Origin of the sequence: Streptacidiphilus monticola, from assembly GCF_042658505.1 — a bacterium.
Taxonomy (GTDB): domain Bacteria; phylum Actinomycetota; class Actinomycetes; order Streptomycetales; family Streptomycetaceae; genus Streptacidiphilus; species Streptacidiphilus monticola.
This window is the reverse complement of the sequence record NZ_JBHSQJ010000147.1, coordinates 1-25,897: the sequence shown is the minus strand read 5'-3', so window position 1 is coordinate 25,897 and position 25,897 is coordinate 1. Positions and strand designations below refer to the sequence as shown.

Genomic DNA, 25,897 nt, shown 5'->3' with positions numbered 1-25,897 from the left:
GTGCCCCCGGCGCGGTCGGCCCACCACCCGGGGAGGTCCGACCCGCACACGGGGACGAACCTCCCCGGGTGGTGTGTCGCTCGCGCAGTTCCTCGCGCCCCTGGCGGGGGCGCGATGCACGATGGTGCACGGGGCAGATCTTGGCTCGTGGCTCGTGGAGGCGGCTGCGCAATGGGTACACACCGATGGATCGGCTACCTCGTCTGGGCCCTCCTCTTCGGCGCGCTCTTCGCCTGGGAGGGCCTCGGGCTCGTCCGCGTCGGGGACGGCTTCCCGACCCTCAGCGACACCCTCCGCGCGGTCATGCGCAGCGTCTGGGGCAGATGGGCCCTCTTCGCCCTCTGGCTCTGGTTCGGGTGGCACGCCTTCGTCCGGGGCTGGCACTTCCTCCTGCGCGGGCCCGAGGGTGAGGGCCTGCCGGACACCGGGCCGCCCAGCACCCCGGGCGGCGGCCCGCTGCTCCGCTCCGACATCCTGCCCATGCTGCTCGGCTACCTGGTCCTGATGGCCGCCCTCGCCGCCGGCCTGCTCCGGTCCGCCCGGGGTCGCGCGCGGCCCGGCCTCCCCCGCACCGGCTGGCCCGGGTTCGTGCGCCAGGTGGTGATCACCGCCGGGGGCGGCTACCTGCTGCTGATGGCGGTCTCGATCGGCTACTACTACGGCATCGCCAAGCAGTCCGGCGACTTCCTGTCCAGCGCCATCACCGGTGGCCTGCTGCTGCTCGCCGTCTCCCTGCCGGTGTTCCTGCTCGCGTCCTGGGTGGTGACCACCCGTCAGGTCCGCGAAGTGGAACGCAGACAGGAAGCCACCACCACGAACGGCCAGAGCGACTGAGCCGTCGTCAGCACCCGCTCCGCCAGCCCGGCGGCGCCGTGGTGGCGCAGCGCCAGCACGAACCAGACGGCCCCCAGCGCGAGCAGTACCGTCACCGCCACGGCCGAGGGGACGCGCAAGGTCCACGGCACGCTCTCGCGCGGCCGGCCGCGCGCGGCCAGCACCGGCCAGAGCGCGAGCAGCGTGAAGCCGATGGCGACCACCCACCCGTGGCGCAGCGAGCCGCCGCTCGGCGGCTCCGGCGACCAGGCCAGCACGAACGCCGTCACGCCCCCCGCCGCCAGCGCCAGCCGGCCGGCCAGGGACGCGGCGCGCAGGCCGATGGCGGTGATCAGGTGGCAGATGCCCAGTCCGATCACGGCGGCGGTCATCACCCAGCGCCCGGCGGCGCCGTCGGAGGCGAGGGTGCTGATCGTGTCCGTCCACCAGTCGTACCCGGGTCCGTAGAGCCGCTCGGCGACCGTCCAGCCGCCCACCAGGACGACAGGCGCGCAGGCCGACGAGATCAGGGCCCACCACGAAACGAGTCGCATCAAAACACCGTAAAACGCCCCCTCTGGAGTCGCCCGGAGGCCCCGGCGGGCACGGCCCGCCGTCACCGCTTCGGCGGAACCTCCGCGGCCTACTTCGTCCCCGGGGTGATCGCGAAGCCGGAGCCCGGGGCGAAGGTGGTGACGTTCGGCGGGATGGCCTTCATCTCGTCGATCGTGGCGCAGGCCGGGCACTTGGAGTAGCCCTGCTGCCGGATCTCGTTGGCCTGCGCCTCCGCCTTGGCCTGGGCGACCTTGGCCTGGGCCTCGGACACCGCGGCGAAGGCCGCCTGCGCCTTGTCGACGGCGGCCTGGACGTTGTCCGGCAGGGTCACCCGGACCAGGTTGAAGCGCAGGTTGATCAGGAACTTGTCGCCCAGCGTGCTCTGCAGGTCCTGCTCGAGCGAGGTGTTGATGGCGTTCTGGACGGCCGCGATGTTGGAGTTGTTCGACTTGCCCGCCGTGCTCGCGGCCGTCGCCGTGGTGCCGGCGTTCTGGACCAGCGCGCAGGAGGAGACCAGCTCCGCGCAGCGGAAGTCCGCGATCTGCTCGCGCAGGTCGTTGTCGATGACCGGGCGGATGATCTGGTCCAGGAAGGCGGACCAGCCGTCGGTCCCGTCGTAGGCGTGGTACTGCTTGCCGTCGGCGGCCGTGAAGGTGCGGGTGCCGAACTTGTCGTCGAAGTCCCGCAGCGTCTTGTCGTCCAGGTTGAGGGTGAAGTAGAGGGTGCCCTCGATCCCCATGTCGACACCGTCCGCGGAGGGCGTGTGCACGACGTCGACGCCCGGCCGGTCGCCGCGCTTCGCATCCGAGGTGATGGTGTAGAACCGCTGCTGCGACGGGTACTTGTGCACGTCCGAGTACCAGCCGATCCAGGTCAGGCCGGAGGCAGGCTGGATCACCTGGCGGATGTTGCGGTCGTCGAAGGGGCCGCCGTTGCGGACCACTGCCACCTGGCCGCCGTCGGTGCGGTCGAAGGCGTCCAGCAGCGAGATGCCCACGTCCAGCACGATCGCGAGGGCGGCCGCCGAGCCGATCCCGACGAGCGCGCGCCTGTACTTCATGTCCCCCACCCCGTTCGACAACACTCGTCCGTGCCACGGTGATCGCGGCAGGGAGGACTCTAGCGGGCGCTACCGACGGTCAAGCGGCCCGGTCAGGAAATGCTGGAGGGCGGGGGCGAGCGCCGCCGCCAGCTGCTCGCGGCCCGCCGCCACCGTCGCTTCGACGCCCAGGATGTGACGGCTCATCACCAGCCCCACGATCTGGGCGTTGGTGAGCGCGGCCCGCAGCGGGGCGTCGCTGGAGCCGAGCGCCGCGGCGACCGGCTCCAGCATCTCCCGGGCGAGTCGTTCGCGGACGACCTGGGCCGCACCCTCCTCCGAGGCGGCGGCCCGGATCAGGGCGACGACGCGCTGTCTCGACTCGGGGGCGTCGAGGATGTCGAGCACCTGCTCGATCAACCGCCGCCCGATCTCCTCGCGGGGCCCGGCGAGCACCCGTGGCACGACCTCGGCCGGATCGACGGGCAGCGCGGCGGCCTCCGCGAACAGGCGCTGCTTGCTGCCGAAGTAGTGGGAGACCAGGGCGACGTCGACGCCCGCCGCCGCCGCTACGCCGCGCAGCGAGGTCCGGTCGAAGCCCTGCTCCGCGAAGAGCGACCGGGCCGCGCCGAGGATCCGCTCGCGGGTGCGGCTCTCGCCGGGAGGCCGCCCGGCACGTCGGCGGGACACGGATGTCACAGATGCTCCGCTTCGCTCGTCTTCACGTTGACAGGAGAAATTCAACGCCTGCAGAATCCTAGCAACGAGGAAACTCAACGACTGTTGAATTGAGTGGACCCATGACTGCAGACCTCTCGCTCACACCGGTGTCCGTCGCCACCGACGCGCCCGCCCGTCGCTGGTGGGTCCTGGCCGTCGTCGGCCTGGCCCAGCTGATGGTCGTGCTCGACGCCACGATCGTGAACATCGCCCTCCCCTCCGCCCAGCGCACCCTGGGCTTCTCGGACGCCGACCGGCAGTGGGTCGTCACCGCCTACTCACTGGCCTTCGGCAGCCTGCTGCTGCTCGGCGGCAGGCTGGCCGACCTGGTCGGGCGCAAGCTCGTGTTCCTGACCGGCGTCCTCGGCTTCGCCGGGGCCTCCGCTCTGGCCGGCGCCGCGGGCAGCTTCGAGGTGCTGATCGCCGGCCGGGCCCTGCAAGGCATGTTCGGCGCCCTGCTGGCGCCCGCCGCCCTGTCCCTGCTGAACACCACGTTCACCGCGGGCAAGGACCGGGCCAGGGCCTTCGGCGTCTACGGCGCCATCGCCGGCACCGGCGGCGCCATCGGCCTGCTGCTCGGCGGCCTGCTCACGGAGCACCTGAGCTGGCGCTGGACCCTCTACGTCAACCTGGTCTTCGCCGTCCTCGCGCTGCTCGGCGGGCTTGCCGTGCTCCCCCGGAGCACGCGCGACCGCACGGCCCGGCTCGACCTGCCCGGCACCCTGCTGGTCTCGGCGGGGCTGTTCTCCCTCGTCTACGGCCTCTCCAACGCCGACTCGCGCGGCTGGTCCTCGGCCATGACCTGGGGCTGGCTCGTCGCGGGCGCCCTGCTGCTCGCCCTCTTCGGCGTCTGGCAGACCCGCGCCGCCCACCCGCTGCTGCCGCTGCGCATCCTGCGCGACCGCAACCGGGCGGCCTCCCTCGCGGCCGTCGCCGTGGCCGCCTCCGGGATGTTCGGCGTCTTCCTCTTCCTCATCTACTACCTGCAAGCGACGCTGCACTACAGCCCGGTGCGGACCGGCCTGGCCTTCCTGCCGATGATCGCCGCGCTGATGGTCTCCGCCCAGCTGGCGGTGAATCTGACGGTGCCTCGGCTCGGCCCCAAGGTCGCGGTGCCGGTCGGCATGGCGCTGGCCGCCGCCGGCATGGTCTGGCTCACCGGTATCGGCCTGACCGGTGACTACGCCGGCGAGGTGCTGCCACCCCTGCTGGTCCTCGGCCTCGGCCTCGGCCACGTGATGCCGCCGGCCTTCAACCAGGCGACCGCGCGGGTGGCCGCGGGCGAGGCCGGTGCCGCGTCGGCCACGGTCAACACCATGCAGCAGATCGGCGCCTCCATCGGCACCGCCCTGCTCAACACCCTGGCCACCAGCGCGGCGGCGCACTACCTGCGCAGCCACCGCCCCGGCCCGACGGTGCTGGCCCAGGCCCAACTCCACAGCTACACCACGGCGTTCTGGTGGTGCGCCGCCATCTTCGGTCTGGGCCTGATCACCACCGGCGCGCTCTACCGCCGCAACAACAGCTGAACCCCCTTGGAGGGGCGAACGGTTGAGGAAGGCTCAGCCACCCGCGCCGACCCGGCTGCGGCCCGCCACCGCGACCGTCCGCCCCTCCCGCAGTGAGACCGCCGCGGCCTCCAGCACCGCGACGACCTCCCGGCCGAAGCGCACGTCGCGCGGATCCTCCCGGCCCTCCCGGGCGTTGCGCAGCAGCGCGTCGAGCGCGACACCGTAGGCCTCGACCGGTCCCAACTCCCGGTCCGGCGGCACCACCCAGCCCCCTTGGCCGAAGAACGCCAGCTCGTGCGTCACGGCCGCGGGCGGCGCGTCCAGGCCCAGGGTCAGCGTGCTGACCGCACCGGAGGCGTGCCGCAGCAGAACATGGGCGGCGCCGCGCGGGCCCGGCAGGGCTGCGGCCTCGACCGCCGGCCCCAGCACCGGCAACAGCTGGGCGAGCGCGTGCGGGCCGATGTCCCACAGCCCGCCGTGCTCGCGCCGCCAGGGCGAGGCGCCGTAGGGGTTCCCCGGCTGGAAGATCGATCCCAGCGTGGTCAGCCGCGCCCCCTCCCAGCCGCCCTGCTCCGCCGCCTGCCGCAGGAACCGCTCGGCGGGCGGGCAGAAACGGTTGGTGAAGAAGACCAGCGAGGCCACACCCTCCTCCGCGACCGCGTCCACCACGGCGTCGGCCTCGGCCAGGGTCAACGCCAGCGGCTTGTCGAGCAGCAGGTGCCGCCCGGCCCGGGCGGCCCGCACGGCGAGCGGCGCCTGGACGTCCGGCGGCAGCGCCACCGCGACGGCGTCCACCTCCGCCAGCAACGCGTCCACGTCCGCGTAGGCACGCGCGCCGTGGCCGTCGGCCAGCTGCCGGGCCTTCGCCGGGTCACGGCCCCAGACGGCGGCGAGCTCCGCCCGCGGGTGCGCGGCGATCGCCGCCGCGTGGGTCTGCGCCGCCCAGTGGCCGGTGCCCAGCAGGCCGAACCTCATCCGCCGCCTCCGTGGTGCCGCGTGCTCGCGTCCCGCCTCACGGACGGTGCACCGGAAGCCGGAACAGGGTGTCGACGAGCGTAGCGCGCTGCGCTGGCGTCAGATCGCACAGCCGGTCGTCCACCCCGATCCGCGCGCCGCGCAGGATCGCCTGGTCGTCCAGCCAGTTGGTCTCCGGCAGCGCGTCCAGCAGCTCCGCCGGGCGCGCCTCGGCGGCGGCCTCGTCCCCCAGTCGGGCCCGCAGCAGCACCCGGATCAGTGCCGGCGCCCCGCCCGCCCGGACCTCGCCCAGCACCCGCAACCGGTCCTCACGGGTCTGTTCCCGCTCCAGAGCCATGGCTCCTCCTCGGCAGTCTCGACCGCCCCAGCAGTCCCCCTACCCGCCGCCCGGCGGATGCACCCACGGGCGGCGTTAGATCGGCAGCGCGCCGGGCATTCTCCTGATGTCGGGCGGTCACCGGCAGACGGCGTGCGGAGGTGACGGCGATGGATCGGTCAGGCGCACCCCTGTCCTCGCGCGAGCGGCGGATCCTCGCGGAGATCGAGACGGCGCTGCGCGCCGACGAGGACCTCGAGCGCTCGCTCAGCACCATGCATCCGCTGCGACGGCACCACTACGTCCAGGCCCTCGGCAAGGTTCCCGTCTTCGCGGTACTGCTGCTGTGCACCACCTCGGTCGCCCTCGCCGCGGTGGCGGCAGAGGTCTGGCGCCCGCAGGTGCTCTTCCTGTTCGGCCTGGTGTGGGCGGCCACCCTGGCCGTCGTCGCCGGCCGCCTCACCCGGCACCTCGCCGCCCACCTGCGGACCGGCCGCGCCCCGCACGGCAACAGCCGGACACCGCAAGGAAGCTGACGCGGCGTCCGGCGCTACCGGGCAGGGGGACGGGGGCTCAGGCCTGGCCGGGGTGCCAGCTCGGCCACTCCCACGGATGGTCGGCCCAGTGCACCTGGTCGGGATCGTCGATGTCGATACCGGGGAACGAGCGGCGGATCGTCGGCAGGAACTCCTCCCGCGCCACCGGCGTGGTGCCGTAGCCGGCCAGGTGCAGCACGCGGTACCGGCTGTCCGCGGCCAGCGGCTCGACCTCCACGAAGGCGACGCCGCGCTCGTGGACGAACGAGCCGCCCTCGGAGTCGACCACGTCCGCGCGGGACGGCAGCGGCGGGGCCTGCGTGTCCGGGTGATGGTGCCTGAGTCTGTCGAGCAGTTTCATGGTGACCGCCTCGCATGTTCCGACGGTTCCTGAAGGACACCTCCACGATAAGCCCGGGCACCGGCGGCGGCGTGGGCTTGACTGGGTGTCATGCAGCCCACCGACCCGTCCTGCGTCTTCTGCGCGGTCATCGCCGGCCGGGAGCCCGCGCACGTCGTGCTGGACTCCCCCGCCGCCCTCGCGTTCCTGGACCGGCGACCGCTGTTCCCCGGCCACTGCCTGGTCGTGCCGCGCGACCACGTGCCGACCCTGACCGACCTGCCGCCGGACCGGCTCGGCCCCTACTTCCGCGCGGTGCAGCGGGTGGCCGGCGCCGTGGAGGCGGGCCTGGAGGCCGCCGGTTCGTTCGTCGCGCAGAACAACCGGGTCAGCCAGTCGGTGCCGCACCTGCACGTGCACGTCGTCCCCCGGAACCGCAAGGACGGGCTGCGCGGCTTCTTCTGGCCGCGCACCCGCTACCGCGACGAGGAGCACGCCGCGGAGGTCGCCGCACGCATCCGCGCGGAGCTTCACCCGGACGAGTGAGGGCGGTCCCGGGAGGGTGTCCTACGGCGCGCGGCGGGTAGACGCTGCATCTGCCGCCCCACGAAGGAACCGGACCATGCCTGCCCAGCCCGCCGACCTGCTCGCCTACGGCCTCCTCGCGAGCTTCGCCCTCGGCCTCCTCCTGGTCGCCGCCACCGCCGCCGCCCAGCGCATCCGCGCCGCCCGGGCCCGGGTCCGGCACGCCGAGGCCCCGACCCCGGTCCGGTTCCCGCACGAGCGGGACCACGGGACCAGGGTCGGGGCCCGGAGCTGACGGCGGCTCACCGCCCTCGCGGCCTCAGCGCCCGCCGGTGCCGACGCGGCGCTTGGCCCACACGTCGAAGGCCACGGCCGCGAGCAGCACCAGGCCCTTCACCAGCATCACGCGCTCGGTGGGCGCGCCCAGCAGCGACATGCCGTTGTTGATGATGCCCATGATCAGGCCACCGGTGATCGCGCCGACCACCTTGCCGACGCCGCCCTGCACCGCCGCACCGCCGATGAACGCGGCCGCGATGGCGTCGAGTTCGAAGTTGGTGCCCGCCGTCGGCCCCGCCTGGTTGAGCCGGCCCGCGAAGACCACGCCGGCGAGCGCGGCCAGCACGCCCATGTTGACGAAGATCCAGAACGTGACCTGCTTGACCTTGATGCCGGACAGGTTCGCCGCCTGCAGGTTGCCGCCGATGGCGTAGACCTGGCGGCCGAACACCGAGCGGTTGGCGATCAGCGAGTACCCCAGCACCAGCGCGGCCAGCAGGATCAGCACCCACGGCAGGTTCTTGAACCGCGCCAGCTGCACCACCACGGCCATCACCACGACCGAGGCCAGCACCAGCCGCGCGATGAACAGCGCGACCGGCTCGACGTCCTGGCCGTAGCCGATCCGGGCCCGCCGGGTGCGCCACTGCGCCAGGACGAAGCCGGCGATGGCCACCAGTCCCACCAGCAGGCTGAGCAGGTCCGCCCCGCCCAGCGGGCCGAGGCCGATGTTGCCGAACGCGCCGCCGGTGAAGCCGTTGGACAGGGTGCGTACGCCGTCCGGGAACGGGCCGATGCCCTGGTTGCCGAGCACCGTCATGGTGAGCGCGCGGAACAGCAGCATGCCGGCCAGGGTGACGATGAAGGCGGGGATGCCGAAGTAGGCGATCCAGTAGCCCTGCCAGGCCCCGATCAGGCCGCCGGCGACCAGGGTGACCAGCAACGCCAGTGGCCAGGACATGTGGTGATTGACCATCAGCACCGCGGACAGCGCTCCGGTCACCGCGACCACCGAGCCCGCGGACAGGTCGATGTGCCCGGCGATGATGATCAGGATCATCCCGATCGCCAGGATCAGGATGTAGGAGTTCTGCACGATGATGTTGGAGATGTTGCCGGGCTGCAGCAGCTGACCGTGCGTCAGGATCGCGAACAGCAGCACGATCAGCGCGAAGGCGACGTAGATGCCGCTCTGGCGGATGTTCACCGGCAGCCGCAGCAGCGAGGACCTCGCGCCCCCGCTCTCCTGCGCGGCGGCGGCCGGAGCCGGGGCCACCTCCGGGACGACGTCGCTCATTGCACCTGCTCCTGTCCGTGGTTCGCACGCTGTTGGGTCATGAACTGCATCAGGCGCTCCTGGGTGGCCTCGGACCGGTCCACCTCGCCGGTGATCCTGCCCTCGGCGAGCGCGTAGATCCGGTCGCAGAGCCCGAGCAGCTCGGGCAGCTCGGAGGAGATGACGAGGACCGCTTTCCCCTCCTCCGCGAGCCGGTTGATGATGGTGTAGATCTCGTACTTGGCGCCGACGTCGATGCCGCGGGTGGGCTCGTCCAGGATCAGCACGTCCGGATCCGTGAAGATCCACTTGGACAGCACGACCTTCTGCTGGTTGCCGCCGCTGAGCTTGCCGGTGACCGCCTGCACCGAAGGGGCCTTGATGTTCATCGAGGACCGGAACCGCTCCGCGACTTCCAGCTCCTCGTGCTCGTTGACCCAGCCGCGCCGGGCCAGCTTCCCGATGCCGGCCGCGGAGATGTTGCGCTTGATGTCCTCGATCAGGTTGAGTCCGTACCGCTTGCGGTCCTCGGTGGCGTAGGCGATGCCGTGCCGGATCGCCTCGCGCACCGTGCGCGCCTCGATCGGCTTGCCGTCCTTCACCAGCCGGCCGCTGATGTCGACGCCGTAGGAGCGGCCGAAGACGCTCATCGCCAGCTCGGTGCGTCCCGCTCCCATCAGCCCGGCCAGGCCGACGATCTCGCCGCGGCGCAGCGTCAGGTTGGCCCGGTCCACGACGACCCGGTCGCGCTGGGTGGGGCTGTGCACGGTCCAGTCCTCGATCCGCAGCACCTCCTCGCCCACGTTCGGGGTGCGCGGCGGGAAGCGGTGCTCCAGGTCGCGGCCGACCATACCGGAGATGATCCGGTCCTCGGTCACCTCATCCCGGCGCATGTCCAGGGTCTCGATGGTGCGGCCGTCCCGGATGATCGTGGTCGAGTCGGCGATGGCGGCGATCTCGTTGAGCTTGTGCGAGATGATCACGCAGGTGATGCCCTGGTCGCGCAGCCCGCGCAGCAGGTCCAGCAGGTGCGCCGAGTCCTCGTCGTTCAGCGCGGCGGTCGGCTCGTCCAGGATGAGCAGCTTCACCTCCTTGGACAGCGCCTTGGCGATCTCCACCAGCTGCTGCTTGCCCACGCCGATGTCGGCGATCCGGGTGACCGGGTTCTCCCGCAGGCCCACCCGGTCCAGCAGCCGCCCGGCCTCGTGGTTGGTCCGGTTCCAGTCGATCAGGCCGCGGCTCGCCCGCTCGTTGCCGAGGAAGATGTTCTCCGCGATCGACAACTGCGGGCACAGCGCGAGCTCCTGATGGATGATCACGATGCCGCGCTGCTCGCTGTCGCGGATCCCGGAGAACCGGCACGGCTCGCCGTCGAAGACGATCTCGCCCTCGTAGCTGCCGTGCGGGTAGACCCCGGAGAGCACCTTCATCAGGGTGGACTTGCCCGCGCCGTTCTCCCCGCAGATCGCGTGGATCTCACCGCGGCGGACGGACAGGTTGACCTCCTGCAGGGCCTTGACGCCGGGGAACGTCTTGGTGATGTCGCGCATCTCGAGGATGACGTCGGCCATCGCACCGCACCTCCTGTTCTGTGCAGCAGCCGGTCACCGCCGGACGGGGCGCAGGCACCCGCCCCGTCCGGCGGGAGATACGGTGCGTCAGCCGTTCAGCTGCGCCTGGGTGTAGTAGCCGGTGTCGACGAGCTCCTTCTGCACGTTGTCCTTGTAGATCGCGACGGGCTGCAGCAGGTACGCCGGGACGACCTTGACGCCGTTGTTGTAGTCGGTGGTGTTGTTCACCTGGGGCTTGGTGCCCTTGAGCACGGCGTCGGCCATCTTGGCGGTGACGGCGGCGAGTTGGCGGGTGTCCTTGTAGACGGAGGAGAACTGCTCGCCCGCCAGGATGGACTTGACCGAGGCCAGCTCGGAGTCCTGGCCGGTGACCACCGGGTAGGGCTGGCCCGCGGTGCCGTAGCCGGCGCTCTTGAGGGCGGACAGGATGCCGATGGACAGGCCGTCGTAGGGCGAGAGCACGCCCTGGACCTTGGCGCCGGAGGAGTAGGTCTTGGTGATCAGGTCCTCCATCCGCTTCTGGGCCGTGGCCGGGTCCCAGCGCAGGATGGCGACCGTCTTGAAGTCGGTCTCGCCGCTCTTGACGACCAGGGTCTTGTTGGCGATGTAGGGCTTGAGCGTGTCCATCGCGCCGTTGAAGAAGAAGGTGGCGTTGTTGTCGTCGGGCGAACCGGCGAACAGCTCGATGTTGAACGGACCCTTGGCCGTGCCGGCGGAGCCGTCCTCCTTCTTCAGGCCCAGGCCGACCAGCAGCTCGGTGGCCTGCTCCACGCCGACCTTATAGTTGTCGAAGGTGGCGTAGTAGTCGACGTTGGGGGTGTTGCGGATCAGCCGGTCGTAGGCGATGACCGGGATGTGCTTGTCCGCGGCCTCCTGCAGCTGGGTGGTGAGCGCGGTGCCGTCGATGGAGGCGACGATCAGGAGCTTGGCGCCCTTGGTGATCTGGTCCTCGATCTGGTTGACCTGGGTCGGGATGTCGTTCTCCGCGTACTGCAGGTCGACCTTGTAACCCAGCTTCTCCAGCGCGGACTTGAGGTTGTCGCCGTCGTGGATCCAGCGCTCGGAGGACTTGGTCGGCATGGTGATGCCGATCAGGGCCCCGCTGTTGCCGCCGGCGGCGGCGGACGACGCCTGCGCGTCCACGGTCTTCGTGCTCGATCCGCACGCGGTGAGGACGAGAACCAGCGCCGAGGAGGCGGCGGTAGCGGCGGCGAACTTGATGGAACGCATGCTTCTCCCTACGGATGCACTTCGCTGTGCGGGATCGTGCGAATCTGATGACGTGCGCGCAGCAAGGATTGTTAACGCAAACATGAGAGGTGACCAGAGGGTCTGAGGTTTCAGTTCCGTTACGACGGCCGCCACAGAATCCCCACGCCCCGGGCAAACGTGCAGTTCACCGGGGCGCAGAAAGCTTCGCGAACGCTCTGTTTGCGTTAACAACCATCCGTCGGTGCGGAGACCGGCCGGGCGGCCACGCCTCCGGCCGCCGAGCCGAGCAGGCCGAGTGGCGACCTGCCCGGGGCCACGCCGGCGTCGTCCCGCCGGCGGACACCGCCAGTGCAGGAGATCTCACAAACCGTCAGAACCGCACAGGGAGAGGAGAACCGACCCCGCCGAGGTCATTGGCACGCACGCCCGGAACCAGGGGGTCGGACAGCAGCCTGCTCCCTCCGCAATCCCTCCGCGCCACCCGGCGGATGCCCGCTGACCAGTGACGCGAGGCGGGCACCGCACGGCCGTGCCCCGCCGTCCCGGGATCCTGGCCGCTGCCCCCGATGCCGCCTCAGCCAATCTCCTGCGATCGAAAGTTTCGAGACAGATTCGTCCAGGCTGTCGCCGGAGCGCCTGCCACACCGGGGCCTGACAGGACAGCAGCCCCGCCACCGGCCCAGGAATTCCCAGGCCGCCGCACCTCTGGCAGCCCCGAAAAGCTTGCGCTAATCTTCCGACAACCCGACCGACCGGAGGGACCCGTGCACCCCGCGCCGACCGGCCGCGTCGTCCTCACCTTCGACGACGGGCCGCACCCCGACTCCACCCCGAAGCTGCTCGACCTGCTCGCTGCGGCAGAGGCGCCCGCCGTCTTCTTCCTGTGCGGCGAACCCGCCGAACGCCACCCCGAGTTGGTCCGCAGCATCCAGGCCGCCGGGCACCGGCTGGGGAACCACAGCCGGACCCACCCCTACCTGACCCGCCTTCAGGACGACGAGGTGCGCGCGGAACTGACGGCCACACAGGCGGGGGTGGCCGAGGCCACCGGTTCCGCGCCGACCCTGTTCCGGCCGCCCTACCTCGACACCGACGCGCGGATCGCCGCCCTCGCGGGCGAGTTCGGGCTCACCGAGGTCGGCTGCACGCTCGACACCCGCGACTGGGCCGGGCTGCCCGCCGAGGACATCGCCGCGGCGGCCGACCGGGCCGCCGACGGCGACGTGATCCTGCTGCACGACAACCCGGCCCTGCACACCCTGCCCGCCCTGCCCGAACTGCTGCGCCGGCTCGCCGAACGCGGGCTCACGCCGTCGCTGGAGGAGCTGTGGACTCGCGGATGACCAGACTCGTCGCCAGGTCCACCCGGGTCGCCCCCGGCTCGCGCCCCCGCGCGAGATCGAGCACCAGCCGCGTCGCCGCCTCCGCCATCTCCGTCAGCGGCTGGCGGACCGTGGTCAGCGGCGGCCCGACCCAGCGGGTCAGCGGCAGGTCGTCGAAGCCCACCACGCTGAGATCCTCAGGGATGCGCAGCCCGAGCTCCCGCGCCGCCTGGTAGACGCCCAGCGCCTGCAGGTCGTCACCCGCGAACACGGCGGTCGGCGGGTGCCGTCGGCCGAGCAGCTCCAGTCCCAGGGCGTGGCCGGTCTCGTGGCTGAAGTCGCCGCTGCGCACCAGCTCCGGGTCGTACTCCAGCCCGGCGGTCTCCAACGCGGCGCGGTACCCGTCGATGCGGGCCCGGCTGCACAGCCACTGCGGCGGGCCTCCGATCACGCCGATCCGGCGGTGGCCGAGGTCGAGCAGGTGCCGGGTGGCGGCCAGGCCGCCCTGCCAGTTGGTGGCTCCGATCGCGGGCACGCCCTCGCCGGGGTTCCCGGCCGGATCGACCACCACGAACGGGATGCTGCGGCTGGCCAGTTGGGCCCGCTGCATCTCGTCCAGGCCGGAGAGCACGAGGATCACGCCGGTCGGCCGGCGGCCCAGCACCTCGTCCATCCAGGTCTGCCCCGGGTTGGGGTAGCCGCCGGACTCGGAGAGGACGACGCCGAGGCCCTCCTCCTTGGCGACCCGCTCCACTCCGCGGATCACCTCCACCGCCCAGGCGTTGTCGAGCTCGTGGAAGACGAGGTCGAGCAACGGCGTCGGCTGCTGCTGGCCCCGCCGCCTGCGGTAACCGTGGCGCAGCAGCAGTTCCTCCACCCGTTCCCGGGTGGCCGCCGCCACGTCCGTCCGTCCGTTCAGCACTTTCGAAACTGTCGGCGTGGAGACCCCGGCCTCCCGGGCGATCTCGGCCAGCGTCGCGGTGCTGCCGCGCCCCTGGCGCGTCCGGTCATCTGCTAGGTCCTTGCCGCTCATGAGCATGGATGGTAGTCGGTCGCCCGGACCGGGGCGCACCCTTGACGCCAAGCCGCGGCTGCGCCTAGCGTCCCCATAAACATTCGCTCTATATTCTGAAACATTCGAGCAATGTTCCCGTCACTCGTCGAGAGGACGCCGGCTCCATGTCCGTCGAATCCCCGGCCGCCTCCTCGGTCGGCCACCGGAACGCCTGGAACGACGCCGCCCTGCCGCCCGAGCAGCGGGTCGCCGCGCTCATGGCCCGGATGACGCTGCCCGAGAAGACCGCCCAGCTCTACGGCGTCTGGGTCGGCGCGGACCCGGACGGCGACGGCGTCGCCCCCCACATGCACGAGAACCTGGCCGCCGTCCCGGACTGGGAGGCCCTGATCGCACGGGGTCTCGGCCAGCTCACCCGGCCCTTCGGCACCGCCCCGATCGCCCCCGACGCCGGCGCCCGGGCGCTCGCCGCCGCGCAGCGGCAGATCGCCGCCGCCAACCGCTTCGGCATCCCGGCGCTCGCGCACGAGGAGTGCCTGGCCGGCTTCGCCGCCTGGGGCGCCACCTGCTACCCGGTTCCGCTGGCCTGGGGCGCCTCCTTCGACCCGGACCTGGTCCGCGAGATGGCCGCCGCCATCGGCCGCGACCTGCGCTCCGTCGGCGTCCACCAGGGGCTGGCCCCCGTGCTCGACGTGGTCCGCGACCCGCGCTGGGGCCGCGTCGAGGAGACCATCGGCGAGGACCCCTACCTCGTCGCCACCATCGGCACCGCCTACGTCCAGGGCCTGGAGTCCGCCGGGATCGTCGCCACGCTCAAGCACTTCGTCGGCTACTCGGCCTCCACCGCCGCCCGGAACCTCGCCCCCGCCCGGATCGGTCCGCGCGAACTGGCGGACGTGCTGCTGCCGCCCTTCGAACTGGCCGTACGCGAGGGCGGCGCCAGCTCCGTCATGCAGTCCTACGCCGAGATCGACGGCGTCCCGACCGCCGCCGACCGCCGGCTGCTGACCCAACTGCTGCGCGACACCTGGGAGTTCGAGGGAACGGTGGTCGCCGACTACTTCGCCGTCGGCTTCCTCGCCGACCTCCACCGGGTCGCCGACAGCGACGCCGACGCCGCCCGCCTGGCCCTCACCGCCGGTGTCGACGTCGAACTGCCCACGGTCCGCGCCTACGGCGACCAACTCGTCGCGGCGGTCGAACGCGGCGACGTCGACGAGGCCCTGGTCGACCGCGCCCTGCGCCGCGTGCTGCTGCAGAAGTGCCGACTCGGCCTCCTGGACGCCGACTGGGACCCGGAACCGACCGGCCTGACCGACGCGAGCGGCCCGATCGACCTCGACTCAGCCGCGAACCGCGCCCTCGCCGCCCGCCTCGCGGAGGAGTCCGTGGTCCTGCTCGCCAACCGGGACGGGCTGCTGCCCCTTTCGCCGGCGGTCACCACCGGCCGCATCGCCGTCGTCGGGCCCCTGGCCGACACCCCGGACGCCATGCTGGGCTGCTACTCCTTCCCCATGCACGTCGGCGCCCAGCATCCCGGCACACCGCTGGGCATCGAGGTTCCGACCGTGCTGGAGGCGCTGCGCGCCGAGTTCCCCGAGGCCGCACTCACGCACGCGCCGGGCTGCGACGTCATCGGCGGCGACCGCGAAGGCTTCGCCGCCGCCCGTGCCGCGGCCGCGGAGGCAGACCTCTGCATCGCCGTCCTGGGCGACCGGGCGGGACTCTTCGGCCGCGGCACCTCGGGCGAGGGCTGCGACGCCGCCGACCTGGAACTGCCGGGCCTTCAGGGCGAGTTGCTGGAGGAGCTGCTGGCCACCGGGACCCCGGTGCTGCTGGTGCTGCTCACCGGCCGTCCCTACGCCCTGGGCCGCTGGGCGGACCGCCTGGCCGGAACCGTCCAGGCCTTCTTCCCCGGTGAGGAGGGCGGCCCCGCGCTCGCCGGCGTCCTCTCGGGCCGCGTCTCCCCCTCCGGCCGACTCCCCGTCAGCATCCCCCGCACACCGGGGAGCCAGCCCTGGACCTACCTCCAGCCCCCGCTCGGCCTGGCAGGCTCGGTCAGCAACCTCGACCCGACGCCCCTCTACGCGTTCGGCCACGGCCTGTCCTACACCGAGTTCGCCTGGAGCCCCGCCGACGCCACCCGGACGGAGATGCCGACGGACGGGTGCGTGCGCCTCTCGCTCACCGTCCGCAACACCGGGGAGCGGGAGGGGACGGAGGTCGTCCAGCTCTACCTGCACGACCCCGTCGCCCAGACCACCCGGCCCGACGTCCGCCTGGTCGGCTACGCCCGCGTCCCCCTGCCTCCGGGCGCGGCGGCCCGCGTCTGCTTCGACGTCCACGCCGACCTCACCTCCTTCACCGGGCTCGACGGCCGCCGCATCGTGGAACCGGGCGTGGTGGACCTGCGACTCGCCCACAGCAGCAGCGACATCGCACAGGCCGTCCCGCTGCGCCTGACCGGCCCCGAGCGCACGGTGGACCACCGCCGGGTACTGACCTGCCCGGTCAGGGTGGAGGTGCTGTGACGTCGCGCCGCAGAGGCGCGGAATGAGGCGGAGGGCTGCGCCCGTGCGCTCCGGCACGCACCGGCGTGGCCCCGCCTCCCTGGCGGTCAGGCCAACTTTCCCGAGTGGGAGGGTCTCTGAGACGCCGTCGGGTATCGTGCGCGGCCATGGGTGAACTGATCTTGATCCGCCACGGCCAGACCGAGTGGAGCCTCACCGGCCGGCATGCGGGCCGCACCGACGTTCCGCTGACCGAAGCCGGGGAAGCGGCGGCCAGGGCCCTGGCACCCCGCCTGGCCGACCGGCGGTTCGTCGCGGCCCTCAGCAGCCCGCTCCAGCGAGCCCTGCGCACGGCCGAGTTGGCGGGTCTGACCGGCGTCCGGCCGGACCCCGACCTGATCGAGTGGGACTACGGCGCCTACGAGGGCCTGACCGCAACCGAGATCCAGGCGACCCGCCCCGCCTGGAACCTGTGGCGCGACGGCGTCGCCCCCGGCGACGCCNCCCCGGCGAGGACCTCCACCAGGTCGCCGCCCGCACCGACGCCGTACTCGCCCGCATCCGCCCCCTGCTGGCCCACGGCGACGTCGCCGTCGTCGCGCACGGCCACCTCTCCCGCGTCCTCGCCGCCCGCTGGCTCACCCTCGACCCCACCGCCGCCCGCCTCCTCGGGCACCCGCATCCGGGGACGCTCAACGTCCTTGCGGTGGAGGACGACCAGCCCGTCATCGCCGCCTGGAACCTCGGCGGCTGATCGGGTCCCCGGCTCGTGGCGACGCGGCACCGTCCGAGTCGTGGGTGTCCGGCGCGCTGGTGTCGACGCCTGCCGACGTGGCCGTTCTCCTACGCGCTCCTCGGCGGGCGGTTGCTCCCGGCGGACGCGCCGGCCGCCGTGTGCCGGACCGGGCCCGGCCGGCGGGACCTGCGCCACGGGACGGGACTCGCCCACCACCGCCTGCGCGGCCCGCGCGGGGCGGTCGTGTGCGGGCACAGCGGGACGCAGTACGGGGTGGACTGCCACGCCTTTCGGGGGGACGGCACTGGTCGGACGGTTGTCCTGTACCGGAACTGCTGAGAAGGGTCGCCAGGGAAAGCCCCGTCAGGGCGCCTTTCCGGACCCGGCCTTCGCGAGTGCCGTCGCCCCGCCCTCCCGACTTCGCGTCAACTGGCCGCCAGGCGGCCGCCGTTCGCCCACGAACGCGTCAACGCCCCGGTTCCGGAACTGCTTTCGTCTTGACAGGCACGTTACACGCGCGGAACATCAGGGCCGCAGAGAGCGCTCTCCGAACGATCGGGTTCTCCGAGCGCACTCCCACCCCTGCTCCCGCCTCTAGGAGACGTCATGTCCCCCGTGATGCCCCCCGCGCGTTCGAGACCACTCGCCTCGCTGCTCGCCACCTTCGCCCTGCTCCTGCTCGGCCTGTTCGCACCGGCTGTCGCCGCCACTCCCGCTGCGGCGGCGGGGGGTTGCGCCACCACGAACCTGGCGCTGAACCGCCCCGCCACCGCCTCCTCCACGGAGAGCGCGGCCTTCCCGGCGTCCGCCGCGGTGGACGGGAACACCGGCACCCGCTGGTCCTCGCAGTTCTCCGACCCGCAGTGGCTCCAGGTCGACCTCGGCTCCGTGCAGACGCTGTGCCAGGTCGTGCTGACCTGGGAGACCGCGGCCGGCAAGGCCTACCAGATCCAGACCTCGAACGACGGCTCCAGCTGGACCACCGTCTACTCCACGACGACCGGCGCCGGGGGCACCGAGACGCTGAGTGTCTCCGGCTCGGGCCGGTACGTGCGGATGTACGGCACCGCGCGGACCACCGGATACGGTTACAGCCTCTGGGAGTTCGCGGTGTACGGGGCCGGGAGCGGCACCCCGCCGCCGCCCACCGGCGGCAGCCTCGGGTCCAACGTGTACGTCTTCGACCCGTCCATGTCCCAGGCCTCGATCCAGTCCACGCTCAACTCGATCGCCAACCAGCAGGGCGGCAACGAGTTCGGCACCCAGCGCTACGCGCTGCTGTTCAAGCCGGGAACCTACGGCTCGGCCGCGTCGCCGCTGAACTTCTCGGTCGGCTTCTACGAGAGCGTCGCGGGCCTGGGCAAGAACCCCGGTGACGTCGTGATCAACGGCAGCGTGGACGTCTACAACCAGTGCAACGGCGGCGACCAGAGCCAGTGCTACGCGACCACCAACTTCTGGCGCTCGCTCAGCAACCTCACCATCAACGTCGCGGGCAAGTCGGGCTGCTACAGCGGCGACGACTTCTGGGCCGTGTCCCAAGCGGCGCCGCTGCGCCGGGTGCACATCAACGGCAACCTGACCCTGATGGACTACTGCACCGGCTCCCCCGACTGGGCCAGCGGCGGCTTCATCGCCGACTCCCAGTTCACCGGCGGCACCGTCACCAACGGCTCGCAGCAGCAGTTCTTCACCCGCAACAGCGCGCTGGACGGCTGGAGCAACTCGGTCTGGAACCAGGTCTTCTGCGGCTCGCCGGGCGCGCCCGCGCAGACCTTCGCCGCCAACTCCGGTCTCTCCGGCGGTCCTTCCTCCTACACGACGCTCGCCACCTGCCCGGTCACCCGTGAGGCGCCGTACGTGTACCTGGACTCCTCCGGGAACTACCAGGTCTTCGTCCCCGACGCCCAGTCCAACTCCAGCGGCACCACCTGGGCGTCCGGCTCCACCCCGGGCACCTCGCTCTCGCTGAACACCTTCTTCGTGGTCCAGCCGAGCGCGACGACGGACCAGATCAACGCGGCGCTGGCGGCGGGTGACAACCTGCTCTTCACGCCCGGCGTCTACTCGGTCACCGGCACGCTGAACGTCACGAAGCCGGACACCAAGATCGTCGGCCTCGGCTTCCCGACGCTGGTGCCCGGCAACGGCAACGTGACCATGAACGTGGCCGACGTGAACGGCGTCAACGTCTCCGGCGTCATCTTCGACGCGGGACCGACCCGCTCGACCGCGCTGCTCCAACTCGGCGTCCAGGGCTCCTCGGTGAGTCACGCCGCCGACCCGGTCAGCCTCAACGACGTCTTCTTCCGCATCGGCGGCGCCACGGCGGGTTCGGCGACCACGGCGCTCGTCGACAACAGCAACGACTCGATCCTGGACGACATCTGGGCTTGGCGTGCGGACCACGGCGCCGGCGCGGGCACCTGGTCCGGTGACCAGAGCGACACCGGCCTCGTCGTCAACGGCAACAACGTGACGGCGACCGGGCTGGCGGTGGAGCACTTCCAGAAGACGGAGACGGTCTGGAACGGCCAGAACGGCAAGGTCGTCTTCTTCCAGAACGAGAATCCCTACGAGGTCCCCAACCAGGCTTCGTGGATGGCCAGTTCCTCTCAGAAGGGCTACCCGGCCCTGGCCGTGTCCTCCGGGGTGACGTCCTTCCAGGGCTACGGCCTCGGCTCCTACTCCTACTTCAACCAGGGCGTCGACATCCACAACGCCATGGCCTTCCAGGCGCCGAACACCTCCGGCGTCCAGTTCCACGACCTGCTCACGGTGTTCCTGAACGGGTCGGGCGGCATCGACTCCGTCATCAACGGCACCGGCGCCGCGGTCAGTTCCTCCTTCGGCGGCCCGAGCGACGTGGTCAGCTACCCGTAACCGGCCCCGCGTCCGAACCCTCCGCCCGCCCCGACCCGGTTCGGGGCGGGCGGAACTCGTGCACGACCTCGATGCGGCCGACGATGTGCCGGTTGAACTCCGGCAGTTCCTCGGCCGGGACCCAGAGTTCCAGGATGGTGCGGCCGCCCGCCTGCCGCGCCGGGTAGCGGGCCAGGAAGGCGGTCTCGACCTCGAACCGGGTGACGTAGCCGACGCCGCTCGCCGGGACGTTCCAGTCGCGGGCGATGCGGACGGCGTATTCCTCGTTCAGCACCGGGTAGAAGATCGGCTGCTCGGGCAGCCGCGGCGGCCAGGCGCGCCAGTCCGCGGCGGCGACGAGGGCCAGCTCCTCGGGGCCAGTGGGGCGCCAGAGGGTGGTCGTGGCCGGGTGCGCGGTGGTCATGGCCGGTGAGCATAGGCGGGGCCGCCTCGCGGGGGCACGCGGATTTCGTCGGAGGCGGCTGCCAGACTGCGGGTATGAGTGATCGTCAGGAGAAGACGCAGCTTCACCGGTACCTGCAGCGCGGCCGCGAGGCGATGCTGTGGAAGGCGGAGGGGCTGTCCGAGTACGACGTGCGGCGGCCGCTGACGCCGACGGGGACGAACCTGCTGGGGCTGGTGAAGCACCTCGCGGGCGTGGAGGCGGGGTACTTCGGGGAGGTGTTCGGGCGGCCGTTCCCGGAGCCGCTGCCGTGGATGGCGGAGGACGCCGAGCCGAACGCGGATCTGTGGGCCGCGCCCGAGGAGTCGCGGGAGGAGATCGTCGGGCTCTACCGGCGCGTGTGGGCGCATGCCGACGCCACGATCGAGGAGTTGCCGCTCGACGCCGAGGGGCGGGTGAGTTGGTGGTCCGCGGCGCAGAACCCGGTGACGCTGCAGCGGATCCTGGTCCACGTGCTCGCGGAGACCCACCGGCACGCCGGGCACGCGGACATCGTGCGCGAGCTGGTCGACGGCGCGGCCGGGATGCTGCCGGGGCGGGAGAACCTGCCGGACGGCCTCGACTGGGCCGGGTACCGCGAGCGGGTCGAGCAGGCGGCGCGGACGGCGGGCGGGCTGTCGTGACGCGGCCCCGACTCCGGATCGACGCCCACGTGGACGGAACCCCGGCGGGGATCCTCGCGGAGGCGCGGGCGGCCGAGGCCACCGGGGCGAGCCGGCTGGTGATGGCGGAGACGGCGTACGACCCCTTCGTCCAGCTGGCGCGCGCGGCCGACGTCACGGACGGCATCGAACTCGGCACCGGCGTCGCGATCGCCTTCGCGCGGACGCCGATGACGTTGGCCTACCAGGCGTGGGGCCTGCACGAGGCCTCGGGCGGGCGGGCCGTGATCGGGCTCGGCTCCCAGGTCAGGCCGCATGTGGAGCGGCGGTTCGGGATGCCGTGGTCGCGTCCGGCGGCGCGGATGCGGGAGTACGTGCAGGCGGTCCGGGCCATCTGGGACGCCTGGCAGACGGGCTCGCGGCTCGCGTTCCGCGGGGACTTCTACACCCACACGCTGATGACTCCCGCCTTCTCCCCGGCTCCCGTCGCCCCGGGCGTGCCGCGGCTGCTGCTGGCGGGGGTGGGGCCGCTGATGACGGCGACGGCGGGGGAGGTCGCCGACGGGTTCATCAGCCATCCCTTTACGACCGTCGAGTACCTGACCCGGCGGGTGCTGCCGGGCGTGCGCGAGGCGCGGGCCGAGTCCGAGGCACAGGGCGCCAGTTGGACGACGCGGCCGTTCGAGGTGGTGGGGAACGTGCTGGCCGCGGTGGGCCGCACCGAGGAGGAGCTGGCGGCGAACACGGCCGGGGTCCGCGAGCGGCTGGCCTTCTACGCCTCGACGCCCGCGTACCGCCCGGTACTGGAGCTGCACGGCTGGGGCGCGCTGCAGGAGGAGCTGCATCCGCTGTCGCTGCGCGGCCGTTGGCGGGAGATGGGCCTGCTGGTGGACGACGAGGTGTTCCGCGCCTTCGCGGTCGCCGGGACCCCGGAGGAGGTGGCGCGGGAGGTGCACGCCCGCTACGGGGGGCAGGTGGACCGCCTGGGCCTCAGCCCGGCGCCGGGGGCCGACCCGGCGTCCACGGCCGAGGCGCTCACCGCCCTGTGTGCGCAGGCCGGCTGACGGTGCGTGAGAAGCCGCGGGCATTGGCCGGGCCGCACAGAAAGTGATATCACTTTGCTAGTGCCAAGACAGCACTCACGTACACGCGGACGTACCCGCACACACGAGGGGGACGGGATGACCCGGGAACTGGAAGCGCAACGGATCGAGCACGTCGACCTGCCCGCGATGCCGGCGGCGCGCATCGAGGAGCGGCACGCCAACAGCCGGTCGGGGCTGCGGATGCTGGCCCTGAACGTCGTGGGCGGCCTCGCGGGGGCGGCCGCCGCTCTCGGTGGCGCCGCCGCTGCGGCCGGCGGCAGCCACGCGCTGGGGCTGGTGCTGGCACCGGTCGGGCTCGTCGTGGTGGTGCTGGCGCTGCTCTCCTGCCGCGGCCTCACCGCTGTGGCCCCGGGCCAGGCGCAGGTGGTCAGCCTGCTCGGCAAGTACCGGGGCACGCTGCGCGCCCCGGGCCTGAACTGGGTGAATCCGTTCAGCGTGAGGCGGGCGGTGTCCACCCGGATCCGCAACCAGGAGACGGACACCATCAAGGTCAACGACTCCGACGGCAACCCGATCGAGATGGCGGCCGTGGTCGTCTGGCAGGTCGAGGACACCGCCAAGGCGGTCTTCGAGGTGGACGACTTCCGTCAGTTCGTCGCCATCCAGGCGGAGACGGCGGTGCGGCACATCGCGAGCAGCTACCCCTACGACGCCCGGGACGAGGACCGGATCTCGCTGCGTGACAGCGCGGAGGAGATCACCCGCACCCTGTCCGCGGAGATCGCCGCACGGGTCGCCCCGGCCGGGGTCGGCATCATCGAGTCACGGATCACCCGGCTCGCCTACGCCCCCGAGATCGCCCAGGTGATGCTCCAGCGCCAGCAGGCCGGCGCGGTGGTCGCGGCGCGGCAGCGGATCGTCGAAGGGGCCGTCGGCATGGTGGAGTTGGCGTTGGACCGGCTCGCCGAGCACGATGTGGTGGAACTCGACGAGGAACGGAAGGCGGCCATGGTCAGCAACCTGCTGGTGGTCCTGTGCGGCGACCGCGGCACGCAGCCGGTGGTCAACACCGGCTCGCTCTACCAGTGAGCGCGGCCGGTGCCTTCTCCCGAGCGGAAGAAGATCCTGCTACGGCTCGACCCCGCCGTGCACGACGCGCTGGCCCGCTGGGCCTCGGACGAGCTGCGCAGCGTCAACGCGCAGATCGAGTTCCTGCTCCGGCGCGCCCTGGCGGACGCGGGCCGCATGCCTCGTGACGCGGGCGGCCTGCCGAAGCGAGGCCGCCCGCGGAAGCAGGACGAGGACGAGTAGCGCCCCTCACGGGGCGGTGCCCAGCCGGCGCTTGAGGATCTTGCCCATGTCGTTGCGAGGCAGCTCCGCCACCATCCGCACCTCGCGGGGGCGCTTGTGCGGGGCCAGCCGCTCGGCCACATGGGCGGCCAACTCCTCGGCCGTGGGCGGCCGCTGAGGGTCCGTCGGGACGATCCAGGCGACCACCCGCTCGCCGAGGTCAGGGTCCGGCTCACCGGTGACGGCGGCGTCACGGACGCCGCCGTGCTCCAGCAGGGCGTTCTCGATCTCTCCCGCGCCGATCTTGTAGCCACCGCTCTTGATCAGGTCGGTGGACTTCCGCCCCACGATCCGCACCCATCCGTCGGGGTCGCGGGCGGCCATGTCGCCGGTACGGAACCAGCCGTCGTCGAAAGCGGCGGCCGTGGCGTCAGGACGGTTGAGGTAGCCGCTGAAGAGGTTCGGGCCGCGCACCTGGATCTCGCCGATGGTCTCGCCGTCCCAGGCGTCCAGTTCCTTCCCGTCCTCGTCCACCAGCCGCAGCTCCACCCCGGCCAGGGGCAGGCCGACGCTTCCGGGCCGCGGCTCCGCGCCGACGCGGACGCTGGTGTTCATCAGCGTCTCGGTCATCCCGTAGCGCTCGACGACCTGCCGACCGGTGGCCGCTGTGATCCGCTCGTGGTCGTGGCGGGCCAGCGCGGCCGAGCCGGAGACGAGCAGCCGGGCGCGCCCGAGCGCGGCGGCGAGCTCCGGGTCCGTGCCGACGGTCTCCGCCAGCCGGTGGTACATGGTCGGCACGCCGAACATCATCGTCGCGCCCGAGCGCAGTTCCGCCGCCACGGCCTCCGGGGAGAAGCGTCCGACGTGCCTCAGGGCGCCGCCGCGCCGCAGCGGGCCGAGGACGCCCAGCACCAGGCCGTGCACGTGGAACAGCGGGAGGGCGTGCACGAGCACGTCGTCCTCGGTCCAGGCCCAGGCCTCGGCGAGCGCGTCGAGCGTGCCGGCGAGGGCGCGGCGGGGGATCACGGCGCCCTTGGGCGGCCCGGTGGTGCCGGAGGTGTAGACGACGAGCGCGGGGGCCTCGCCGTCCTCGGGCTCGGCTACGGCGGGGGCCGGTCCTGACCCCTCGGCGTCGATCGCCACGCGCGTCAACCCGTCCAATGCGGCGGGGAGTTGGTCATCCGGCGCGGCGAGGACGAGGGTGGGCACGCTGTCGGCGACGACATGGCCCAGCTCCCGGTCCCCGCTGCGCGGGTTGAGCGGGACGAACGGGACCCCGGCCAGGACCGCGGCGACCGCGCCGACAGCGGTCTCCAGGGTGGGCGTCGCCCAGAGCGCGACACGGTCGGCTCCGGACTCCCGCAGGCGGGTCGCCAGGGCGTCCGCCGCGGCGGCGAGCGCGTCGTAGTCGAGGGCGCGCTCGCCGAAGCGCAGCGCCGGTCGGGTGCCGCCGGTCCGCAGGGCGGGGAGAAGAGTCGTCACCCGTCCTGTCTACCAGGCGTCAGGCCGTGGCCGTCTCGGCGGCCCCGGCCTTTCCGGCCCGCAGGCCCAGGAAGGAGAAGAGGCCGAGGGCCAGGATGACGGCGCCGGTCACGATGTCCGCCCACATGGCTGACGAGGCCTCGGAGTTACGGGTGTAGCCGACCGCGAAGGGGGCCGCGATCAGCCAGGCGCCCGCCACCATCAGGATCACGTCACTGATCACCGTGGGCTCCTGGACCAGCCGGGCCAGGCCGTTCCAGAGCACGACGATGCCGACCATGATCTCGTTCAGGTGCGCCGACTGGGCCTGGGCCGTCTGCGGGTAGTTGAGCGCCCAGATGGTCGTGAACAGCCACAGCCCGACCAGCATCAGGATGCCGCCGATGCCCGCCCGCCGCTCAGCCCAGCGGTTGGAGCGGACACGGGTGGCGGTCGTGACGCGGGGGGAGGTCGCTACTGACATGGATCTGCTCCGGTTCTCTTGGACGGATCCTGCTCCACGGTTCGGATTATGTGCCCGGCCTTCGGCCGCCGCCCGTCCGGGAACCGGAACGGGAGCTGCCGCGTCCTGAGTCCTGACGACATCCATGACTCCGGACGGGACCACATGCAGCACCTGGGCGGGCGGTACGAGCTGGGCGGCATCCTCGGACGCGGCGGCATGGCCGAGGTCTGCATCGGCCACGACATCCGGCTCGGTCGCGCCGTCGCCGTGAAGACGCTGCGGGCCGACATGGCCCGCGACCCGATGTCGCAGGCCCGGTTCCGCCGCGAGGCGCAGTCCGCGGCCTCGCTGAACCACCCCGCGATCGTCGCCGTCTACGACACCGGCGAGGAGGTGGTGGACGGGGTGGCCATCCCCTACATCGTGATGGAGTACGTCGAGGGCTCCACCCTGCGC

General features: G+C 72.3%; 26 protein-coding genes and 1 pseudogene. 14 read left to right on the top strand and 13 right to left on the bottom strand.

From position 1 onward, the window contains the following. Positions 1–171: 171 nt before the first annotated feature. Positions 172–834, top strand: a complete 663-nt coding sequence (locus ACFP3V_RS28485; RefSeq protein ID WP_380589546.1) for a DUF6256 family protein — start codon at positions 172–174, stop codon at positions 832–834. Here ACFP3V_RS28485 and ACFP3V_RS28480 read toward each other — a convergent pair. The 3 genes from ACFP3V_RS28480 to ACFP3V_RS28470 all read right to left on the bottom strand — a co-directional run bounded on the left by ACFP3V_RS28480 (position 774) and on the right by ACFP3V_RS28470 (position 3,106). Next, positions 774–1,367: a DUF998 domain-containing protein gene (locus ACFP3V_RS28480; protein WP_380589543.1), complete on the bottom strand. Its 594-nt coding sequence runs from the start codon at positions 1,365–1,367 to the stop codon at positions 774–776. The two genes, ACFP3V_RS28485 and ACFP3V_RS28480, sit on opposite strands and share 61 nt — an antisense overlap. An 89-nt stretch (positions 1,368–1,456) precedes the next feature. Beyond that, positions 1,457–2,428, bottom strand: coding sequence for an SPFH domain-containing protein (locus tag ACFP3V_RS28475; RefSeq protein WP_380589540.1), 972 nt, complete (start codon positions 2,426–2,428; stop codon positions 1,457–1,459). A 69-nt stretch (positions 2,429–2,497) separates the two neighbouring features. Then, entirely contained in the window at positions 2,498–3,106 is a 609-nt protein-coding gene (locus ACFP3V_RS28470) for a TetR/AcrR family transcriptional regulator (protein WP_380589537.1), read from the bottom strand. A gap of 101 nt (positions 3,107–3,207) precedes the next feature. Here ACFP3V_RS28470 and ACFP3V_RS28465 point away from each other — a divergent pair, with 101 nt between their 5' ends. Beyond that, positions 3,208–4,656 (top strand): DHA2 family efflux MFS transporter permease subunit, encoded by a 1,449-nt coding sequence (locus ACFP3V_RS28465; RefSeq protein ID WP_380589534.1) that lies wholly within the window; start codon positions 3,208–3,210, stop codon positions 4,654–4,656. A 33-nt stretch (positions 4,657–4,689) separates the two neighbouring features. On the opposite strand, the gene ACFP3V_RS28460 is transcribed toward ACFP3V_RS28465, so the two are convergent. Together ACFP3V_RS28460 and ACFP3V_RS28455 are read right to left on the bottom strand one after the other, a co-directional pair. Continuing rightward, positions 4,690–5,613 carry a Gfo/Idh/MocA family protein gene (locus ACFP3V_RS28460; RefSeq protein ID WP_380589531.1) on the bottom strand — a complete coding sequence of 308 codons (924 nt, stop codon included), beginning with the start codon at positions 5,611–5,613 and terminating at the stop codon, positions 4,690–4,692. Positions 5,614–5,650: 37 nt separating this feature from the next. Continuing rightward, the gene (locus ACFP3V_RS28455) at positions 5,651–5,950 is read right to left on the bottom strand and encodes a hypothetical protein (RefSeq protein ID WP_380589528.1); all 300 of its coding nucleotides are present in this window, start codon (positions 5,948–5,950) and stop codon (positions 5,651–5,653) included. A 149-nt stretch (positions 5,951–6,099) separates the two neighbouring features. Here ACFP3V_RS28455 and ACFP3V_RS28450 point away from each other — a divergent pair, with 149 nt between their 5' ends. Beyond that, complete coding sequence (locus ACFP3V_RS28450) at positions 6,100–6,465, top strand: DUF3040 domain-containing protein (RefSeq protein WP_380589525.1); 366 nt, start codon at positions 6,100–6,102, stop codon at positions 6,463–6,465. Between the two features lie 37 nt (positions 6,466–6,502). Here ACFP3V_RS28450 and ACFP3V_RS28445 read toward each other — a convergent pair whose 3' ends face one another. Then, complete coding sequence (locus ACFP3V_RS28445; protein WP_380589522.1) at positions 6,503–6,826, bottom strand: hypothetical protein; 324 nt, start codon at positions 6,824–6,826, stop codon at positions 6,503–6,505. A 90-nt stretch (positions 6,827–6,916) separates the two neighbouring features. On the opposite strand from ACFP3V_RS28445, the gene ACFP3V_RS28440 reads away from it, so the two are divergent. Beyond that, positions 6,917–7,351 carry an HIT family protein gene (locus tag ACFP3V_RS28440; protein WP_380589519.1) on the top strand — a complete coding sequence of 145 codons (435 nt, stop codon included), beginning with the start codon at positions 6,917–6,919 and terminating at the stop codon, positions 7,349–7,351. A gap of 76 nt (positions 7,352–7,427) precedes the next feature. Beyond that, complete coding sequence (locus ACFP3V_RS28435) at positions 7,428–7,625, top strand: hypothetical protein (RefSeq protein ID WP_380589517.1); 198 nt, start codon at positions 7,428–7,430, stop codon at positions 7,623–7,625. A gap of 24 nt (positions 7,626–7,649) precedes the next feature. Here ACFP3V_RS28435 and mmsB read toward each other — a convergent pair whose 3' ends face one another. The 3 genes from mmsB to chvE all read right to left on the bottom strand — a co-directional run bounded on the left by mmsB (position 7,650) and on the right by chvE (position 11,686). Continuing rightward, a complete protein-coding gene (gene mmsB / locus ACFP3V_RS28430; protein ID WP_380589514.1) occupies positions 7,650–8,906 on the bottom strand; it encodes a multiple monosaccharide ABC transporter permease in 1,257 nt (418 codons plus the stop codon). Next, positions 8,903–10,456 carry a multiple monosaccharide ABC transporter ATP-binding protein gene (gene mmsA, locus ACFP3V_RS28425; RefSeq protein ID WP_380589511.1) on the bottom strand — a complete coding sequence of 518 codons (1,554 nt, stop codon included), beginning with the start codon at positions 10,454–10,456 and terminating at the stop codon, positions 8,903–8,905. The genes mmsB and mmsA overlap by 4 nt, the downstream gene beginning before the upstream one ends. Positions 10,457–10,543: 87 nt before the next feature. After that, positions 10,544–11,686, bottom strand: coding sequence for a multiple monosaccharide ABC transporter substrate-binding protein (chvE, locus tag ACFP3V_RS28420; RefSeq protein WP_380589508.1), 1,143 nt, complete (start codon positions 11,684–11,686; stop codon positions 10,544–10,546). Positions 11,687–12,432: 746 nt separating this feature from the next. On the opposite strand from chvE, the gene ACFP3V_RS28415 reads away from it, so the two are divergent. Further along, positions 12,433–13,011 carry a polysaccharide deacetylase family protein gene (locus tag ACFP3V_RS28415; protein ID WP_380589505.1) on the top strand — a complete coding sequence of 193 codons (579 nt, stop codon included), beginning with the start codon at positions 12,433–12,435 and terminating at the stop codon, positions 13,009–13,011. Here ACFP3V_RS28415 and ACFP3V_RS28410 read toward each other — a convergent pair. Then, positions 12,974–14,023, bottom strand: a complete 1,050-nt coding sequence (locus ACFP3V_RS28410; RefSeq protein ID WP_380589502.1) for a LacI family DNA-binding transcriptional regulator — start codon at positions 14,021–14,023, stop codon at positions 12,974–12,976. The two genes, ACFP3V_RS28415 and ACFP3V_RS28410, sit on opposite strands and share 38 nt — an antisense overlap. 146 nt (positions 14,024–14,169) lie before the next feature. Between ACFP3V_RS28410 and ACFP3V_RS28405 the strand changes: the two genes are divergently transcribed. From ACFP3V_RS28405 to ACFP3V_RS28395, 3 genes and pseudogenes are all read left to right on the top strand, one after another. After that, positions 14,170–16,536 (top strand): beta-xylosidase/alpha-l-arabinosidase, encoded by a 2,367-nt coding sequence (locus tag ACFP3V_RS28405; protein WP_380589499.1) that lies wholly within the window; start codon positions 14,170–14,172, stop codon positions 16,534–16,536. A 146-nt stretch (positions 16,537–16,682) separates the two neighbouring features. After that, positions 16,683–17,269, top strand: a pseudogene (locus ACFP3V_RS28400) (histidine phosphatase family protein). A 588-nt stretch (positions 17,270–17,857) separates the two neighbouring features. Next, positions 17,858–20,134, top strand: coding sequence for a discoidin domain-containing protein (locus tag ACFP3V_RS28395; protein WP_380589496.1), 2,277 nt, complete (start codon positions 17,858–17,860; stop codon positions 20,132–20,134). Here ACFP3V_RS28395 and ACFP3V_RS28390 read toward each other — a convergent pair. Then, positions 20,121–20,537, bottom strand: coding sequence for an ADP-ribosylation/crystallin J1 (locus tag ACFP3V_RS28390; RefSeq protein WP_380589493.1), 417 nt, complete (start codon positions 20,535–20,537; stop codon positions 20,121–20,123). The two genes, ACFP3V_RS28395 and ACFP3V_RS28390, sit on opposite strands and share 14 nt — an antisense overlap. 74 nt (positions 20,538–20,611) lie before the next feature. On the opposite strand from ACFP3V_RS28390, the gene ACFP3V_RS28385 reads away from it, so the two are divergent. From ACFP3V_RS28385 to ACFP3V_RS28370, 4 genes are all read left to right on the top strand, one after another. Next, complete coding sequence (locus tag ACFP3V_RS28385; protein WP_380589490.1) at positions 20,612–21,199, top strand: DinB family protein; 588 nt, start codon at positions 20,612–20,614, stop codon at positions 21,197–21,199. Beyond that, a complete protein-coding gene (locus ACFP3V_RS28380; protein WP_380589487.1) occupies positions 21,196–22,242 on the top strand; it encodes a TIGR03617 family F420-dependent LLM class oxidoreductase in 1,047 nt (348 codons plus the stop codon). The genes ACFP3V_RS28385 and ACFP3V_RS28380 overlap by 4 nt, the downstream gene beginning before the upstream one ends. A gap of 117 nt (positions 22,243–22,359) precedes the next feature. Continuing rightward, on the top strand, positions 22,360–23,313 hold the full coding sequence (locus ACFP3V_RS28375) for an SPFH domain-containing protein (RefSeq protein ID WP_380589484.1): 954 nt from the start codon (positions 22,360–22,362) through the stop codon (positions 23,311–23,313). A 9-nt stretch (positions 23,314–23,322) separates the two neighbouring features. Continuing rightward, positions 23,323–23,535 carry a type II toxin-antitoxin system antitoxin gene (locus ACFP3V_RS28370; RefSeq protein WP_380589482.1) on the top strand — a complete coding sequence of 71 codons (213 nt, stop codon included), beginning with the start codon at positions 23,323–23,325 and terminating at the stop codon, positions 23,533–23,535. 6 nt (positions 23,536–23,541) lie between these two features. On the opposite strand, the gene ACFP3V_RS28365 is transcribed toward ACFP3V_RS28370, so the two are convergent. Together ACFP3V_RS28365 and ACFP3V_RS28360 are read right to left on the bottom strand one after the other, a co-directional pair. Next, the gene (locus tag ACFP3V_RS28365) at positions 23,542–24,996 is read right to left on the bottom strand and encodes an acyl-CoA synthetase (protein ID WP_380589479.1); all 1,455 of its coding nucleotides are present in this window, start codon (positions 24,994–24,996) and stop codon (positions 23,542–23,544) included. Between the two features lie 19 nt (positions 24,997–25,015). Beyond that, a complete protein-coding gene (locus ACFP3V_RS28360) occupies positions 25,016–25,459 on the bottom strand; it encodes an SPW repeat domain-containing protein (RefSeq protein WP_380589476.1) in 444 nt (147 codons plus the stop codon). A 144-nt stretch (positions 25,460–25,603) separates the two neighbouring features. Between ACFP3V_RS28360 and ACFP3V_RS28355 the strand changes: the two genes are divergently transcribed. Further along, a partial coding sequence (locus tag ACFP3V_RS28355; protein ID WP_380589474.1) for a protein kinase domain-containing protein occupies positions 25,604–25,897 on the top strand: 294 nt, incomplete at its 3' end.